The organism is Vibrio sp. Y51_MX_L26 (assembly GCF_024181935.1).
Lineage (GTDB): Bacteria > Pseudomonadota > Gammaproteobacteria > Enterobacterales > Vibrionaceae > Vibrio > Vibrio diabolicus.
Window position 1 is genome coordinate 138,254 of the sequence record NZ_JAMZAS010000006.1, and the last position, 15,941, is coordinate 154,194.

14 protein-coding genes are annotated in these 15,941 nt (G+C 48.9%); 5 read left to right on the forward strand and 9 right to left on the reverse strand.

Features of this window, described 5'->3' with window-relative positions; genetic code table 11:
* Positions 1-71: 71 nt before the first annotated feature.
* Together ahpC and NL645_RS14770 are read right to left on the reverse strand one after the other, a co-directional pair.
* The gene (gene ahpC, locus NL645_RS14765) at positions 72-629 is read right to left on the reverse strand and encodes an alkyl hydroperoxide reductase subunit C (protein ID WP_005395542.1); all 558 of its coding nucleotides are present in this window, start codon (positions 627-629) and stop codon (positions 72-74) included.
* Positions 630-932: 303 nt separating this feature from the next.
* Complete coding sequence (locus NL645_RS14770) at positions 933-1,391, reverse strand: MarR family winged helix-turn-helix transcriptional regulator (protein WP_253651920.1); 459 nt, start codon at positions 1,389-1,391, stop codon at positions 933-935.
* 137 nt (positions 1,392-1,528) lie between these two features.
* On the opposite strand from NL645_RS14770, the gene NL645_RS14775 reads away from it, so the two are divergent.
* Entirely contained in the window at positions 1,529-1,951 is a 423-nt protein-coding gene (locus NL645_RS14775) for an organic hydroperoxide resistance protein (protein WP_015313691.1), read from the forward strand.
* Positions 1,952-2,010: 59 nt separating this feature from the next.
* On the opposite strand, the gene NL645_RS14780 is transcribed toward NL645_RS14775, so the two are convergent.
* The 6 genes from NL645_RS14780 to NL645_RS14805 form a co-directional block, all read right to left on the reverse strand.
* Positions 2,011-2,910 (reverse strand): GyrI-like domain-containing protein, encoded by a 900-nt coding sequence (locus NL645_RS14780; RefSeq protein WP_253651921.1) that lies wholly within the window; start codon positions 2,908-2,910, stop codon positions 2,011-2,013.
* A gap of 178 nt (positions 2,911-3,088) precedes the next feature.
* Positions 3,089-4,213 carry a lipocalin-like domain-containing protein gene (locus NL645_RS14785; protein ID WP_253651922.1) on the reverse strand — a complete coding sequence of 375 codons (1,125 nt, stop codon included), beginning with the start codon at positions 4,211-4,213 and terminating at the stop codon, positions 3,089-3,091.
* Complete coding sequence (locus tag NL645_RS14790; protein ID WP_253651923.1) at positions 4,213-6,738, reverse strand: ABC transporter permease; 2,526 nt, start codon at positions 6,736-6,738, stop codon at positions 4,213-4,215. The genes NL645_RS14785 and NL645_RS14790 overlap by 1 nt, the downstream gene beginning before the upstream one ends.
* Positions 6,725-7,459, reverse strand: a complete 735-nt coding sequence (locus NL645_RS14795; protein ID WP_253651924.1) for an ABC transporter ATP-binding protein — start codon at positions 7,457-7,459, stop codon at positions 6,725-6,727. The genes NL645_RS14790 and NL645_RS14795 overlap by 14 nt, the downstream gene beginning before the upstream one ends.
* Positions 7,460-7,685: 226 nt before the next feature.
* Positions 7,686-7,931, reverse strand: a complete 246-nt coding sequence (locus NL645_RS14800; protein WP_005383498.1) for a DUF3297 family protein — start codon at positions 7,929-7,931, stop codon at positions 7,686-7,688.
* A gap of 104 nt (positions 7,932-8,035) precedes the next feature.
* Positions 8,036-10,027 carry a U32 family peptidase gene (locus tag NL645_RS14805; RefSeq protein ID WP_253651925.1) on the reverse strand — a complete coding sequence of 664 codons (1,992 nt, stop codon included), beginning with the start codon at positions 10,025-10,027 and terminating at the stop codon, positions 8,036-8,038.
* 231 nt (positions 10,028-10,258) lie between these two features.
* Here NL645_RS14805 and NL645_RS14810 point away from each other — a divergent pair, with 231 nt between their 5' ends.
* Positions 10,259-10,705 (forward strand): DUF302 domain-containing protein, encoded by a 447-nt coding sequence (locus NL645_RS14810; RefSeq protein WP_253651926.1) that lies wholly within the window; start codon positions 10,259-10,261, stop codon positions 10,703-10,705.
* A gap of 95 nt (positions 10,706-10,800) precedes the next feature.
* On the opposite strand, the gene ptsG is transcribed toward NL645_RS14810, so the two are convergent.
* Complete coding sequence (gene ptsG / locus NL645_RS14815; protein ID WP_253651927.1) at positions 10,801-12,243, reverse strand: glucose-specific PTS transporter subunit IIBC; 1,443 nt, start codon at positions 12,241-12,243, stop codon at positions 10,801-10,803.
* 265 nt (positions 12,244-12,508) lie between these two features.
* On the opposite strand from ptsG, the gene NL645_RS14820 reads away from it, so the two are divergent.
* The 3 genes from NL645_RS14820 to NL645_RS14830 are packed head-to-tail and all read left to right on the forward strand — an operon-like array spanning position 12,509 to position 15,883.
* The gene (locus NL645_RS14820) at positions 12,509-13,216 is read left to right on the forward strand and encodes a response regulator (RefSeq protein WP_005383484.1); all 708 of its coding nucleotides are present in this window, start codon (positions 12,509-12,511) and stop codon (positions 13,214-13,216) included.
* Complete coding sequence (locus NL645_RS14825) at positions 13,206-14,636, forward strand: ATP-binding protein (RefSeq protein WP_140307095.1); 1,431 nt, start codon at positions 13,206-13,208, stop codon at positions 14,634-14,636. Before NL645_RS14820 ends, NL645_RS14825 begins: the two co-directional genes overlap by 11 nt.
* Before the next feature lie 2 nt (positions 14,637-14,638).
* Positions 14,639-15,883: an ABC transporter substrate-binding protein gene (locus tag NL645_RS14830; protein ID WP_253651928.1), complete on the forward strand. Its 1,245-nt coding sequence runs from the start codon at positions 14,639-14,641 to the stop codon at positions 15,881-15,883.
* The last annotated feature ends 58 nt before the right edge of the window (positions 15,884-15,941 follow it).

Below are 15,941 nucleotides of genomic sequence, written 5' to 3' on the forward strand. Positions count from 1 at the left end.
GGTATCTAACCTGGAATGCTCTCTAAGTTAAGCGTCAATTAGCATGTCAAATTGAGCTTAAATTCAGTGGCTTAGATTTTGCCTACTAGGTCTAGAGAAGGAGCTAGCGTCTCTTCGCCTTCTTTCCATTTTGCTGGGCAAACTTCGCCTGGGTGTGCTGCTACGTACTGAGCTGCTTTCACTTTGCGTAGTAGGTCTTCTGCGTCACGACCGATACCTTCAGCAGTGATTTCCATTGCTTGGATAGTACCTTCTGGGTCGATTAGGAACGTTGCACGGTCTGCAAGACCTTGACCTTCACGCATCACACCGAAGTTGTTTGTGATGTTGCCTGTTTGGTCGCCAAGCATGTAGTACTGGATCTTGCCGATGGTTTCTGAGCTATCGTGCCAAGCTTTGTGAGTGAAGTGTGTGTCTGTTGATACTGAGTACACTTCAACGCCGCGTTTTTGTAGCTCTTCGTAGTGGTCTGCTAGGTCACCTAGTTCTGTCGGACATACGAATGTGAAGTCTGCTGGGTAGAAGAAGAATACAGCCCATTTGCCTAGAACGTCTTGTTCTGTTACTTCAACGAATTCGCCGTTTTTGTATGCTGTAGCTGCAAATGGTTTGATCTTTGTATTAATCATTTTTACTTTCCTCAGAATGTTTTAGGGTGAGCAGTTCTTGCTTTCGGAAAGTATATTCGCATTGGATTGTGTTTAAGGAAAATCGCTTGTAACTATCCTATTGATAGTCATTTCCTATCTTTATTAATAGGGAAGCCCGATGTAAGTGAGTTTGCTTTGATAGGTTTTATTGAAGAGGAAGGCCGAGTGGTAATAGAGAATACCGATGATGACCTTTAAGAGATCGTCCGGCTAAGATCGAAAGAACCTGCATCTCGGCAGGCTCTTTCTAATAGGAAGTGAGGAAGCGGATGCTTTTATTTTTTAGTTCAGATTGTCGAGCACCTTGCCGCACAACTTCTTCAGCATGATCATTTCATCCAGCTCCAACGTGATTTTACACATCATGGCGTTTGGCACTGACTTGGCTTGCTCTTTGAGGTCACGACCTTGCTCTGTAAGGTTGAGTACGCGTACGCGCTCATCGGTGTCACTGCGACCACGTTCTACATAGCCCTTTGTTTCTAATCGTTTAAGCAGCGGCGTGAGCGTGCCTGAATCGAGGTGAAGCTGTGATCCCAGCTGTTTTACGCTCGTGCCATCTTTTTCCCACAATACCATCATTACCAAGTACTGCGAGTAGGTGAGATCAAGTGAGTCCAACAACGGTCGGTACGCGCGAATCACAGCGTTAGCAGCGCTGTATAGCGGGAAGCAAACTTGGTTTTCGAGTAAGAGTTTATCGTCGTCGGTCATGGTGTTGTCGGTGTAACACTGGCTCATTGGCGTTGCCTACCTGCTCACAGAGAAAGAGAGTAACAAAATAAATTGTGCACAATATAGTTGCAAACGATCTTTACTTCGATATAAGATTGTAAGCAATTAAATTGCGCACAACTTAAATTAAGAAGGACACTCGCATGACTACTCTATACAAAACTCAAGCTACTGCTTTGGCTGGTCGTAATGGTCAAGTAAAAACCAACGATGGTCTGCTGGATCTTGAACTTGCTTACCCAAAAGAGATGGGTGGCACAGGCGCAGCAACGAACCCAGAACAACTGTTTGCAGCGGGTTACTCAGCTTGTTTCTCTAACGCGATTTTGCACGTTGCGCGTGAAGCAAAAGTAGCGCTAAAGAGCGCACCTGTGACAGCTGAAGTAGGCATTGGCCCGAATGAAAACGGTGGCTTTGCGTTGACCGTTAGCCTCGCGGCAGAGTTAGATCTACCACAAGAACAAGCATTAGAGCTAACGCGCATTGCACACCAAGTTTGCCCATACTCAAACGCCGTTCGTGGCAATATTGATGTTGCTGTTACAGTAAACGGCGAAGCGATCTAATCGATTTAGACATTATTTCTAATAGAAGGAAAGCCTGCGAACGTGCAGGCTTTTTTCGATTATTTGATGGCAGTGCAGAAGCTGACGTCTGCATGGTGCGTTTGTGGATCGTAGCTATGATAAAGTTCGAAGCAAGGTCGACAGTCGTTCTCAATACCAGATTCAACCACTTTGCTCATCAAATCATCCCATGCTTTAGGGTATTGGCTGAATTCGGTAATTTGCTGGCGCATCACCGCATATTGACCGCCGGGGAAGTCTTGCAGCTCAATGCCTTTTGGTACTTCGGTATCTTCTGGCACCATTAGACAGATGTCAGTACGACACTTCTCGTCTGGCGTGATTTCTGGGTTATCGTGATAAATGAAGATACAGGTATTGCCCGCCAAACCTTTCATTCCTGCCCATTGATACAAGCGACCTGATGGTTCTTCATAACCTTGGCCATAAGGGCCGTTAACGCGAATGTAAGCCAATTTTGCTTTATCAAAGTTTTGCGTTTCCATATTGTTGCTCCATGTTGTGAGTTCAGAGTCAGTATATGAATTGCTTAGGGTTCGTTCGTTTCCATTCTTGCGCAGTGCGTGTCCAATCTTGCTGTTTCGCGCGAGTTCAGAAAATTGCTGGTAGTTTTTACAGTCGCGAAAGGCGGTTGGTGTTACGCCATAATGCTGCTTAAACGCTTTAGCTAGGCTTTGCGAACTAGAAAAACCGTACTCTAACGCGATGTTCAGCACTGGTTGCTTTGATTTGAAAAGGTCGTCTGCTGCCGCCTCTAGCCGTAAACGTCGAATGAAGTCGGCTAATGTTTCGCCTTGTACCGCCTTGAAGGTACGGTGAAAGTGATAGGGAGAGAGGTTGGCTAGCGCTGCCACTTCGAGCAAATTGAGAGGAGCGTTAAAGTGCTGTTCCAGATAGCGAATAACAGGAACGAGTCGTTGGTGATAATCGACACGCATGAGAGGGGCCACCCTTGTTTGATTTGCTCAAAGCGTACCGCAATGAAGCAAGGATTCAAGGCTAGTATCGAATAAATGCGTCGTAGTCATTTATTTCTGATTGTGATGCATTCTGTTGCGGGTAGGAGATGGTTCTTAAGATGGCTTCTCAACGGTAATTGAAATCCGTTCAGAGCGCTTAATATCCCGTCAGCTCCATATAACCAGTCCCAGAATGAGAACCATCAATACGCACCGGACCTTCCCAATAAGGCACTGAAAGCGGCATTTTCGCGTTCGGGTTGAGTGCAGAAACGGTTAGCTCGATTTGTTGCTTAGGAATCGACACTTGCCACTGGGTTGGATACTTTCGCCCTTGGATTTCTGTTTGATTGGTTGCCTCTAACTGAATGTCTTTTTGTGAGATAGCGATGCCGTAGCCATCTTGCTGCATCAGCCTTGCGCTGGCGTAACTGGTTGCTCCGGTTTTCGAATCCCGCAATTGGAACACCACCAAGCTGGTTTCGTCACTCAACCTTAGAGCAAACCAGTCCCAGCCTTGTTGTGAGTCGAGTAAGAATTGCGAGCTCCACTCTCGATCTATCCAGCCTTTGCCCGACACTTGATGGGTTTCGCCGTCGATGGTGACTTCACCGGAGACATCAATAAACGGTTGGCTGTAGTAATACGAAGCCACCTGACCATCGGCACTTTTGGTGCTGTAACCTTGCTCGCCTTGCTTTTGATACGGTGCGCTGCTGGTAAGAGTGAGCGAATAGCCAAACTGTTCGGAGTTCGCCTTCAATGTGGCAGGGAAGAGGTCGGTGGTTGAAGAAGTCCACTGCCAATCATCGAGGTAAACACGAAACGGTGAAGTGTCGACGCCGGCTAGAGAGGCTTGATCGCGGGACCATTTTTCATCGGCGTAATGTTTGTCCGTTGTAGTGACCGCGCTGTGCGCCATGTAGATTTGCTGAGTTTGCCACTCGGTTTTCTTCACGTCATCTTCGCCCGTTGGCGGCGCAGCAGCAAAGCGAAATTGTGTCCACTGGACGCCAAGTGGGTTGCCATCTTCATCAATTAAGTTAGCGGTTAAGTACCACCATTCATGACGAAAATTCGGGTGCGCTTGATGGTCTGCCGGGAAGGTGAGTTCATTCCCTTTTTCTACGGGTGTGAATAGGTTGCTCTCGCTTTGCGTATCTCCACTGCCTAGCAACGTGCCCATATTTTGCGTGCCCATATTTTTTTGTTGGGGATCTTCACATCCAAATAGGAACAGACTGCTTATGAGTAGAGTAAGTTTGCTTGCCAACCGAACCATCACAACACCTCGCTTTGCAAACTGGAGACGACAGGCTTACTGACCAATCGCCACAGCGGAATCACGGTTGCGATCACTGCCACCAAGATGGTGATCGCCGCAATGCTCAGCGCGTCACTCCAGTTCCACAGATAATTTAAGCTCCAACCAAAAGCGCGCAAGGTGACGATGTCTGTTAGTACATAACCCACCATAGCGCCGAGAGGCAGGGCGATAACCAGAGTAAAACTGACCAAAGCGACGATCTGTCCGACTACCATGGTCATTAATTTTCGACGGCTGACGCCAAGGGCATACAGCCTTGCAATGGCGGCTTTGCGCGCGTCGAGCAACATGAAGCACGCACTGAACAAACCAATAACCGCGACCATCAAAGTCACGCCGTTGAGTGCGCGCGTAATGGCGAAGGTCTGCGAGAATATATCCAACGCGATGGATTTGATTTGCGCCTGATCGTAGAGCTGACTTGGATGCAGATTCAGTTGCTCGCGCAGTTGGTCGTAGACGATTTGTGGGTCCCCCGAAACTTTAATACCAAGGCTTGTTGGCAGGTCGGTAAAGCCACTCTCTTGCCATAATTTGGGTGCTAATAACACTTCACCATTGGGTGAGCCATAATCGTGAAATATCGCACCCACAAGCAGGTTCTTATTTGGAACAGCATCAAGCGTGAGCGCGCTACCCAGTGATAAACCCAGTTTGACCGCGGTTGGTTCACTAATCGCGACTGATTCACCTTGGTAAAAACGCTGCCAGAAGTTCTCAAAATGCGATTTGAACACCATGGTTTGTTCTAAGGTGTCTTTGTCTTTGGTGCCAAGCAAAATCGGTAAGCCTTGCAGGTTATCGTCGACGTAGTATTGCTTGTAGACGGTCTCAACCTTGTCGAACTGCCCTAACGCGCGCTCTACATCAGCGATTTCTCCTTGGGCAGGGCTGACGTAAATATCGGCGTGTAGCCTTTGTTCTAACCACTGTTTTAGGGTGGACTCGAAGCTACCAACTAGCGTGTTCATGCCCATATTGGCTGTAACGGCGAGCAGCAGTGCCATCATGGCGAGAGAAAGCGGAGAAATCAGCTCACGCAGCTCTGCAAACAGATACTGCATCAAACCAGAACTGGTGCGTTTTTCACACCAATTGGCTAATACGCTGAGTGTTTTGGGTAGATACAAAGGAATCGACACCACAAGCACGCCGAGCCACGCCATGGTAAATCGGTGATGTTCACTCAACCATAACCCTGCGAGTGCGAGAGTTGTCAACGCAGCACCTATCACGAACAATTGGTTTTCGTTAGAAGCTTCAGGCGCTTGATAAAATCCGCCATGAGAAGAGAGCGGTTGGCGCACTCTTTGTTTAAAGTGCTGCCAACACGCCAACAGGGTTGCGGCTAACGTGAGCAGCAGGGCTTGCGCCCACCATTGCCACTGCCAAGTGCCGGGCAGAAGTGTCGCACCGTAAAGCTGCTCAAGCGTTAGTGCCACGGTCGGATGCAACCAATGGCTGAGCTGCATGCCCAATACAAAACCGAGGGAAGCGCCGATGGTAACGAGAAGAGTGAGTTCAACTAACAGCGCAGAGAGCACAATACTTGGCGCAACACCTGCCTGTTGGATTTGTACTAGCAGTCGATTGCGTTTCAGCAAGCTGTACTTGACTCCGTTGTAAGCAATGAACAGCCCGACTAAAAAGGCGAGTAAGCTCATTGCCGTGAGATTGAGGTGAAAGCTGTCGGTCAGCGAACCAAGGTCTGTACTTTGATTATTGGAAATCCATTGCCCTTGATCGCCAATCAGGTTCTGCCATTTTGCTTGCGTGTCTTTATTCCCTTTATCACCTGACTGGAAAACCGCAATGTAACTGAGCTGTCCTTGTTTATTGAGCAGTTGCTGCGCAAAACCAATGTCCATCAACATTCGGCTACCTAACTGCCATTCGTCAGGTAGCACCACCACTTGGGTTGGGATATCGTCCAGAGTCAGAGTTTCTACTTCACCTAGGTTTTGATGTTGAGATTGGCTCATCATCACGATCGGCTTGCCGGCCAAAAGCTCAGGCAAAGGTAAAGCACTGTCGAACAAAGACACGTTTTGTTGGTTTTCTGATGACTTTCCGTTTGCAGAATACCGAGACCGCGAAGAGATAGCGGCAATCAACTCGCTGCCTTGCACTGACCAGCGTCGACCTTGTTCGTCTCTCACTCTCCCTTCGATTATAGGTAGCGCTGCACTGAGTCCGTTTTGTCTAAGGGTGAAGTAGAGCGATTCGGGCAGATAGTTTTGCCCTGCTGGTGGAATAATTAAGTTCTGAGCTTGTGCGCTAAGCTGCTCGGTAGACTCAGCATAACTGCGCTTGGCATTGAGGTTGATGGCTTGCACCGCAACAAACAAGGTCACAGCCAGTACGATACCGATCAGAATCGCAGCGGCTTGCAGCGGCGATTGTCGATAATGTGCCGCAAACAGATTCAGGGCGAGTCGCGTATGAGTGAATCTGGTGTTTGGTTGCTTAGCTTGCTTCATGATGTTGCTCATTTACATCGCGCTGATTTTGCGTCAGTCCGCTTTGCAAACGACCATCCTTCAAACGCCCATCCTTTAAACGTAACTGGGTTTGCATGAACTCAGCGCAGTCAGGGCTGTGGGTGACTAACAGTACTGCCGTATTGCCTTGGGTGGTGATTTCACTGAGTAGTTTCATCACTTCTAACCCTGCTTTTTGGTCGAGGTTTCCTGTGGGTTCATCAGCAAGTAGCAGTTTAGGTTTGTGTGCCAATGCGCGCGCAATAGCGACTCGTTGTTGTTGGCCACCGGAAAGGGCTGAAACATGCCTGTCGAGCAGTTGGCTGATGCCTAGAGTCTCGACCAAATAATCGCACCAGTCGTTCCATTTCTGTTGATTCAAATGCAGAGGGAAGGCGATGTTTTTCTTTACGTTAAGAGGTGTTAAGAGGTTGAATTGCTGAAAAATAACCCCGAGTTTTTGATGGCGGAAGCGGCTCCATTGTGGGTCTTTCCAAGCCACCGTGTTATCGCCATCTAACCACAACTCACCTTCGGAAAGCGGCTCAAAGCCAGCGATGATATTGAGTAAGGTACTTTTGCCGCTGCCACTCGCCCCCGTCAGTGCGACACTCGCTCCTGAATTCAGGGTGAAATCGACTCCTTCCAACACGCGATGTGTCTCTTTGCCATCAACAAAGCTTTTGCTGGCGTGTTTGAGTGTGACAAGTGGGCTTTCCATTTCCTCTCCCTACAATCAAAAGGTGTCGTTTCTTTTGGCAATGGTTATTACAGTAAGTTCTATAGAAACTTTAGCCAACAATCAGATAAAAACAGCGATTTACATCGATTTCTTAATAACTTGTACTGAATAGAGGAGGGAATAGATTAATCGAGAAAGGGATATAACAGGCATTAAAAAAGCCCGAGTCAAACTCGAGCTTTCAAAGAAATTCAGCTTGGTCAGCTTATACGTAGTACGCTTCAACTTCGCCTTTAAGTTTGATCAGCATTGGGTTGCCAAAACGGTCTTTTGCTTTAGGAGAAGCAATTTTCACCCAACCTTCGCTCACGCAGTATTCTTCTACGTCTGTGCGCTCTTTGCCGTTAAAACGGATACCGATTTGGTGATCGAAACATTCTTTGATGAAGAATGGGCTACGTGGGTTACCTGCTAGGCGATCTGGTAGAGCTGGTTTAGCTGTATCTGTCATGTTTGTGACCTAAATTCCGTAAAAAGTGCGCCATTGTAGTCAGTGCACAGTGAGTGTTCAAGATATGTTGAGAGTCGATACGTTGTTTAACTTTCAAGTAACGCCTACAACCCCTTTAAATACTGCGCGTTGGCTGTTGGTTGAATCATGGCATTCAGCGTTTGGACGGCTTGTTCACTGTGATCTTCAAGTAGAGCTAAGAATGCGTCAATCAACTCAGGTTTGCTTGCTGAGACTTTCGTTTCGGTCTGGATATCACGCAGATCGATCAACACATCGGAAAACAATTGCGGGAGATCGTGCAGCACTTGCAGGTTTAAGACGTTGTGCTCGCTGTAGATTGAATTGTGGCTGCCTTTCGGTTTTTGCACCACGTAAGGATTGTCTTTTAAGTTGATGATAGACGTGCGTTTATCACAGCGTTTCAAACAACCTTTGTTGACCTTCACCTTACGGCATCCTTCGGTTTGTTGGAACAAACATTGGCGACTAGTCAGCAGAGTGTTCGGGTGGTAAATACTGTAGTAGCTGCGCATGTTGTGCGGGCGCTTAATGTGGCGCATCTGCTTCATATTCAGCTCGTTAGAAACAAACGCGCCACTTGCCGCGAACTCGTCTTGAAGGCATTTAAACGCGTATGAGTTCACCGTGTTCATTTGTGGGCCTGCCACCCAGCCTAAGCCGAGCTCTTTTGCGATCATGCCGACGCCTGAGTTGTTGGTGATCAACAACTCAGGTTGGATGGTTTCCAAAAATACGCGCGCGGCTTGGTAGTCTTCGCCAATCAAAATGGCAGGAAACCAAGGTTTGAGCATTGGGTTGGCTTGGAACAACTCAATCATCGCGCTCAGTTCACCAGACAATCCCATTGGCAATTGATAGTAAACATCAATGTCGTGATATTCGCACAGCATGGCTTCTTGTGCTGACGAGATCAGAACCGATAATTTGGGCGCACCTTGGCGAGGTTCTGGGTGAGGTAACGCTGGCAGAGTTGGCACATCAATCGACCCTTTCAAGCTGCGGCCGGATACTTGTGTCGAAGCGACATCGAATGACTTGGTTTGCTCTGCCACTTTCTCAATGATCGCGGTTTTGTCGTCGTAGAGTTTCTTTTTCACCGCTTGCACATCATCAGCAGACTGGCATTGATAAACCTTCGAAAAATGCTTTACAGCGTAGTCGCGCGGGTTGTCGATGTACATCGCCTTGCCGAAATCACCTTGCAAAAATGCGTTAGAGAAATCGCGGTTGAACACCGTGTATAACTCGGTGGTGTCTTCAGAGAGTTCCAAACCCTCGCACAAGCGATCGATTTGCTGGCGCCAATTGTCGACCACGGTATAGACGTAGTGCGATTTCTTGATTCGCCCTTCCACTTTTAAGGAATACACGCCAGCATCGGCAAGCGCTTCCAAGTCCCCAAAGGCGGAGTTGTCTTTCATATTGAGTGGGTAGTTGTTGCCTGTTTTGGTCGTTTCGTACTGTTCGCGACAAGGTTGGCTACAGCGTCCACGGTTACCTGATGCGCCATTGCGAGCGGAACTGATGTAGCAAATTCCGGAGAATCCGATGCAGTATGAGCCGTGGACAAACACTTCCATCATTACGTTGTGCTCGCGACCAAATTGCGCCAGATGTTTTATCTCACTGATGTTAAGTTCGCGAGATAAGTTTACTCGGCTTGCGGTGAGCTGGTTGAGAAAGAGGATCTGACCTTCGTTATGCGTGTTCAGTTGCGTTGAAGCGTGCACATCCAAATCGGGAAAGTGATGTTTGAGAATGTAGGCCAGACCGAGATCTTGCACGATCACGCCATCGATTTTGGTGGTGTTCAGTTGGCTGAGTAAGCGAACAATCGCCGGAATTTCACTTTCTAAAATCAGTACATTCAACGTTAGGAAAATCTTACAGCTGTGCTGATGGGCCAACGTTAACACGCCATTTAAGTTATCTAAGGTGAGGTTGGTCGCTCGGTTACGAGCATTGAAGCGGTCGAGCCCACAGTAAATTGCATCGGCGCCAGCGGCAATGGCGGCTTTGATGGAATCTAAATCACCACCGGGTGCTAATAACTCAAATTGATCGCGTGTCACTACTTTTCTCTTTCTTACTAAAATAGGCTGCAAATGTTACGTATTTCACGCTTTTGATGCTCGGCTAGTTAATGCTTTATTAATCTGAATCAATTAATCCGTGTTACACGGTCGACTCTTGAGTGGGTAGAGTGCAATTCGCGATAGCGGAATCTGACTTCTATAGTGTTCCTACACTTGGTTTTTCTATATTTACAGTTTTCGACTCAGATAGAGAGGAAGGGACGACAAATGAAAAAAGTAATCATCGGGTTGGTCGTGGCGTTGACGTCATTGAGTGCGTTGGCTGGTGAGGGCGTGGTAACCGTTGCGAGCACGCATTCAGCAAAAGATACGGCGGATAAATTTGTCGCTATCGCGCAAGAAAAAGGGTTGAACGTCTTTGCGCGCATTAACCATCAAGAGAATGCCACGAAAGTCGATATGACGTTGCGACCAACCGAAGTTATCGTGTTTGGAAACCCTAAAGTAGGCACGACACTGATGATCTGTGCGCAGGAAGTGGCGCTCGATTTACCCCAAAAAGTGTTGGTGTATGAAGATGATGAAGGCAAAACGTGGTTAGCTTATAACGATCCTATGTATTTAAAGCAGCGCCATCATATTGAAGGCTGTGACGAGGTATTGAACAAAATCAGCGGCGTGCTGGGCAATTTAACCAACGCGGCGGCGAAGTAGGGCTGGTTATTGGCTTCGCTTTTTTTACTCCGAAAACGAAAAAGCCAACCTCACAAGGAGGTTGGCAAATCTTACCTAGATTGGGGGAGGTAAGATCAGGAGGTGGCGAGTACGCTGTGCACTTCTGACTTAATTGAGTCAGACTGCGTACCGAAAATCGCTTGTAAACTGTCGCCAATCACTAACACATCTCGCGCGCCGAGCGCTTTTAGCTTAGCAACATCAACGTTGGCAATGTCTTTTACCGAGACACGCAGACGAGTAATACACGCATCGACTGACTTAATATTGGCTTTGCCGCCCAATGCAGTTACTACATCCACCGCGATTTCATCGGGTTGTCCGGCAATCTTCACTTCTGCAATGTCGGTTTCACGGCCCGGCGTTTTCAGATCCAACTTCACAATTAGGAAGCGGAACAAGCCGTAGTACAACGTCGCCCAGATTGGACCGATGATGATGAACATCCACGCGTTGGTCGACATTGGGTAGTAAAGGAAGAACTGGATCGCGCCGTGCGCAAAGTCAGTACTGTGTTTGATTTCCAAAAATGCGGTGATCGCAAACGCAATACCGGTAAGGAAAATATGGATCACATACAGCACTGGCGCGACGAATAGGAAGGTAAATTCGATTGGCTCTGTGATACCAGTTAACCAAGAGGTCAACGCCGCAGACATCATCAAACCGCCGACGATTTTCTTACGCTCAGGAGACGCGCAGTGGTAAATAGCCAGTGCCGCCGCTGGTAGCGCCCACATGGAGTACATAAAGCCACCAGACAGATAACCTGCGGTTTTATCGCCTGCGAAGAAGCGAGTGAGCTCACCAGTAAACTCTTTGCCGGTTTCTGGGTCTACATAGCTGCCAACTTCGAAGAAGAACGGCGCATTCCAGATGTGGTGCAAACCAACAGGGAGTAATGAACGTTCGCCCGCGCCGTATACCGCCCACGCGAGTACCGGGTTTTGGTACGCTGCCCAATGAGAGAATGCATCAAGAAGTTGTCCGACAGGTGGCCATGCAAACGCGAGAATCGCACCAACGACGATCGCCGATAGACCGGTGACAATGGGCACAAATCGCTTACCCGCGAAAAAGCCCAAATATTCCGGCAGTTTGATATTGTAGAAGCGGTTGTACATGATTGCCGCGACCGCACCGATAAAGATGCCGCCAAACACCCCGGTTTGCAGCGTCTCAACGCCCATGATAGTGGCGTCAGTTTCTAGGCCGCGCAGGCCAGTCACGATACCGAGCGATGCGTTCATAATAATTAGGCCAACTAAGCCTGCGAGCGCAGCGGCACCGTCATTGCCTTTTGATAACCCGAGCGCCACACCGACCGCAAACATCAACTGCATGTTGCCGAACACGCCTTCACCGGCGGCGAGTATCACTTTGTTGACTGCCTCCGGAATAAACGCAAACCCCGCGTTACCAATACCCAGCATCAAGCCAGCCACCGGTAAAACCGCCACAGGCAGCATCAACGACCGCCCTATTTTTTGTAGTTGTCCAAATATACTTGCAAACATGGTTTCCTCCTGACGAATGCCAGTGTTGTCGGACCTGATTCCTTCAGGTCATGTTGTTTCACGTAAGGTCAGGATGATCATAGCGAGCAAAGCGGCGCCTAAGGTTACAAAAGGCAATCAGTTTGTAAGTGGCCGCTTACAAATCTCTTACACCGAGAAGTGAAAATTGTAATCGGCTCGATTGTGAATGTGCGTTTAAGAATGCATCATATTGGCCAGCGCCAAACTTAGGGGCAGGTACAGGGACGGACACAGGGAAAGTAGGATGGAAAACAAGCAGATACTGGTCGTCGATGACAACCTTGACCTTCGCGAAGCGTTGTCAGATTACCTTGGTCGCGCAGGGTTTGAAGTGCTTTGCGCAGAAAACGGCGGCGTGATGTGGCAACTGCTCAACGATCACCATCCTGATTTGATCATCCTCGATATTATGATGCCCGGTGAAGACGGCTTTACCCTGTGCCAGAAACTGCGCAAAAACTCCGATATCCCGATCATCATGCTGACCGCCGTCACTGAAGAAGCCGACCGAGTCGCAGGGCTAGAAATGGGCGCTGACGACTACATCACCAAGTCATTCAGTCCGCGTGAACTGCTCGCACGCATCAAAACGATTCTGAGACGCAGCCAATCGACCGCCAATAGCAAACTGACGCGTAAAGTGCGTTTTGATGATTGGTTGTTAGATACCGTAACCCGGCAACTGACCCACGTCGCTAGCCGCGAAGTTAAGCAACTTAGTGGCGCGGATTTGTCGCTGCTCGGTTTGTTCGTCAACCACGCGCAATCAATATTGTCTCGCGATGACATTGCGCGCGAGATCTGGGGACGCGATGCCGACCCGTTTGAACGCGGCATTGACGTGCAGATCAGCCGCTTGCGTCATCACCTTGAAGATAAAGACCGCTCGCTGATCCTAACGGTGCGCAATAAAGGCTACATGCTGACCACGGACGTGCATTATGAGAATTAAACGCTGGACAGGCTCACTGGTCGTTCGCACCAGTGTGTTCCTGTTGCTGGTGATCATTCTGGCGCAGGTATTATCTGGGATTATCTGGTATCAACACGCCAGCGAACGCGATAAAGAAGGCCTGACCACCACGGTCAAAAGCTTAGCACTGAGCGCTTCTTCCACCATCGCTTTCTTTCAAACCCTCCCTTCGGAATACCGCCACTTGGTACTCAATCAACTGCGCAACATGGGCGGCACACGCTTTTTCGTCTCACTCAACAACCACCAGATTGAGGTCGACCCGCTGCCGGAGAGCGAACGCAAAACGTTGGTCATCAACCAAGTTCGTGAAGTATTAGAAAGCGAGCTGAGCGGCATTCCTAATATCGAAGTGGAGTTCACCCAGCGCGACAAACTCAAAGTGTTCAACAACGAGCTACCTATCGATGAACTGCCACTATTGTGGGCGCATTATTCGCTTTCGTTTGGTGACCTCAATCCACCCATTCTGGTGATGCAGGTCGAAGTCGCGCAGAACGAATGGTTTTATCTCGCGGCGGTGCTACCCGCGCCTTACATCAACCTAGAGACTAACTATTTTGAGCTGCGCCAATGGCTGACACTATTGCTATCCGCGCTAATGTTGTTGCTGTGTACCTGGTTTATCGTTCGCAAAGAGATTCAACCGATTCGAGAGCTGGCAAAAGCCGCAACCCTGATGTCGAGCCGATTAGACGTGCCCGAAGTTTCTGAACGAGGCAGTAACGAACTAAAAGCGGCGGTCCGTGCGTTTAACAAGATGAATCGACGCATCGACAGCCACATTAAAGACCGCGAGATGCTGTTCAGCGCCATCTCCCACGATCTGAAAACGCCGATAGCCTGCCTAAAACTGCGGGCGGAAATGCTGGATGACGACGCCGACCGAGAACGCTTTATCCGCCTGAGTAACGACCTAGATTTGATGGTCAAAGGCGCATTGCAATGCATTAAAGAGACCGATATCCACGAGGAAATCGAGCCGATCAATTTCACCCAACTGATTCAGCACATTTCCGCCAATATCGCTGATGCGCCGGACACAATTCGCATCCACGGCGAAATCCGCACTCACTTTGCTGGTAAACCGTTAGCGATTAAGCGCTGCATTCAGAATCTGGTCGATAACGCGCTCAAATACGGCCATCAAGCGGACATTACGCTGAGTGAAAGCCCAGAGTCGATCCAGATTGAAATTGAAGATCACGGTGATGGTGTTGACGATTTATTACTTGAAAAGCTCTGCCAGCCATACTTCCGCGCTAGCAACGACAAAGAAGGCAGTGGGCTGGGGTTAACCATTTCACAGAGCATTGCAAAGGCTCACGGCGGCAGTTTGTCGCTGAGCCATTCTCAGTTTGGCGGCCTCTGCGCCACACTGACTTTCCCGAGAGACTGACTATGAACAAACTGGCATTCTTGTTCCCACTGTTGCTCGCCCCTTGCGTCGCTCACGCTGAGTCGCCACAAGGGGTAGAGTTTTTACATTGGTGGACTTCTGACGGCGAACAGCAAGCGCTGCAAACACTTAAAGCTCAGCTACAACGGCACGATATTGATCTGCTGCAAAGCCCGGTGTTAGGCGGTGGTGGTGACAGCGCGATGACGGTACTGCAAGCTCGCGCGCTGGCGGGCAATCCACCGAGCTTCGCGCAAATCGAAGGGCCAAGTATTAAAGCGTGGGATGCCATCGGTATTTTGCACAACGTCAACGCGGTTGCCGATGAGCAGCGCTGGGACGAGGTGCTCTACCCACTGTCTATCGAAATCAATAAAACACAAAACGGCTATATCGCCCTGCCACTTACGCTGCACCGCTTAAACTGGCTGTGGGTCAACCACAAGCTGCTTAAACAACTGAATCTTTCCGCGCCGAAAAACTGGCAAGAGATGTTCACCGCCATGGAGCTCGCTAAGCAAAATGGCATCGTGCCGATCGCAGTCGGTGAGCAGCCGTGGCAAGTCGCCCAACTTTTCGAGAACTTAGTGATCTCCACTGGCGGTGTTGAGTTCTACACCAATGCGATGGTTAAACTTGAGCGAGACAGCATCGACAGCGATACTCTGCGCCAAGCGCTGACGCAATTTCGCCGCCTGAGCTTGTTGATCGACAACCAATTACCTGACAGTAAGTGGGATACGGCGACCCAAGCGTTAGCCGACGGTCAAGCGCTGTTTCAAATCGGTGGTGATTGGATTTTGGGTGAGCTGCTCGCCAATCAAGTCTCGGTTCCGCAAGAGATCGGCTGTTACCCAACACCTGACAGCGATGGTGTATTCCTCTACAACATGGACAGTTTGGTGTTTATGTCGAGCAAGTCGTTTTCTGCCGAGGCTGCTCAGCAAACCGCAAGCGCGCTGGCAGACGTCGAGTTTCAAGCTAAGTTCAATAAGGCAAAAGGCTCGATTCCGGTACGCACCGATATCGACATCAGCGATTTTAATCCGTGTCAGGTTCAGTCATATCAAGACTTTCACTACGGCGTTAAACACAACCTCGCTGTGCCGAGTATGATTGATTCGATGGCGGTCAATCCGGTTGCTCAGCAAGCGATAAACTCGGAAATATTCCGTTTTTACCGCAATCCCAAGATGGAACCCGACGAGCTGATAAAACGCGTTATTGCTATTTCGCAAAGCGGTTAATGGTAATGAATTTGTGCCGAGATGGAATAAAAAAGCCCCAATGATTGGGGCTTGAGTG

Excerpts from the sequence above, each read along its gene's own strand:
- ahpC (WP_005395542.1), bottom strand. The coding sequence starts at position 629 with ATGATTAATACAAAGATCAAACCATTTGCAGCTACAGCATACAAAAAC.
- NL645_RS14770 (WP_253651920.1), bottom strand. The coding sequence starts at position 1,391 with ATGAGCCAGTGTTACACCGACAACACCATGACCGACGACGATAAACTC.
- NL645_RS14775 (WP_015313691.1), top strand. The coding sequence starts at position 1,529 with ATGACTACTCTATACAAAACTCAAGCTACTGCTTTGGCTGGTCGTAAT.
- NL645_RS14780 (WP_253651921.1), bottom strand. The coding sequence starts at position 2,910 with ATGCGTGTCGATTATCACCAACGACTCGTTCCTGTTATTCGCTATCTG.
- NL645_RS14785 (WP_253651922.1), bottom strand. The coding sequence starts at position 4,213 with ATGGTTCGGTTGGCAAGCAAACTTACTCTACTCATAAGCAGTCTGTTC.
- NL645_RS14790 (WP_253651923.1), bottom strand. The coding sequence starts at position 6,738 with ATGAAGCAAGCTAAGCAACCAAACACCAGATTCACTCATACGCGACTC.
- NL645_RS14795 (WP_253651924.1), bottom strand. The coding sequence starts at position 7,459 with ATGGAAAGCCCACTTGTCACACTCAAACACGCCAGCAAAAGCTTTGTT.
- NL645_RS14800 (WP_005383498.1), bottom strand. The coding sequence starts at position 7,931 with ATGACAGATACAGCTAAACCAGCTCTACCAGATCGCCTAGCAGGTAAC.
- NL645_RS14810 (WP_253651926.1), top strand. The coding sequence starts at position 10,259 with ATGAAAAAAGTAATCATCGGGTTGGTCGTGGCGTTGACGTCATTGAGT.
- ptsG (WP_253651927.1), bottom strand. The coding sequence starts at position 12,243 with ATGTTTGCAAGTATATTTGGACAACTACAAAAAATAGGGCGGTCGTTG.
- NL645_RS14820 (WP_005383484.1), top strand. The coding sequence starts at position 12,509 with ATGGAAAACAAGCAGATACTGGTCGTCGATGACAACCTTGACCTTCGC.
- NL645_RS14825 (WP_140307095.1), top strand. The coding sequence starts at position 13,206 with ATGAGAATTAAACGCTGGACAGGCTCACTGGTCGTTCGCACCAGTGTG.
- NL645_RS14830 (WP_253651928.1), top strand. The coding sequence starts at position 14,639 with ATGAACAAACTGGCATTCTTGTTCCCACTGTTGCTCGCCCCTTGCGTC.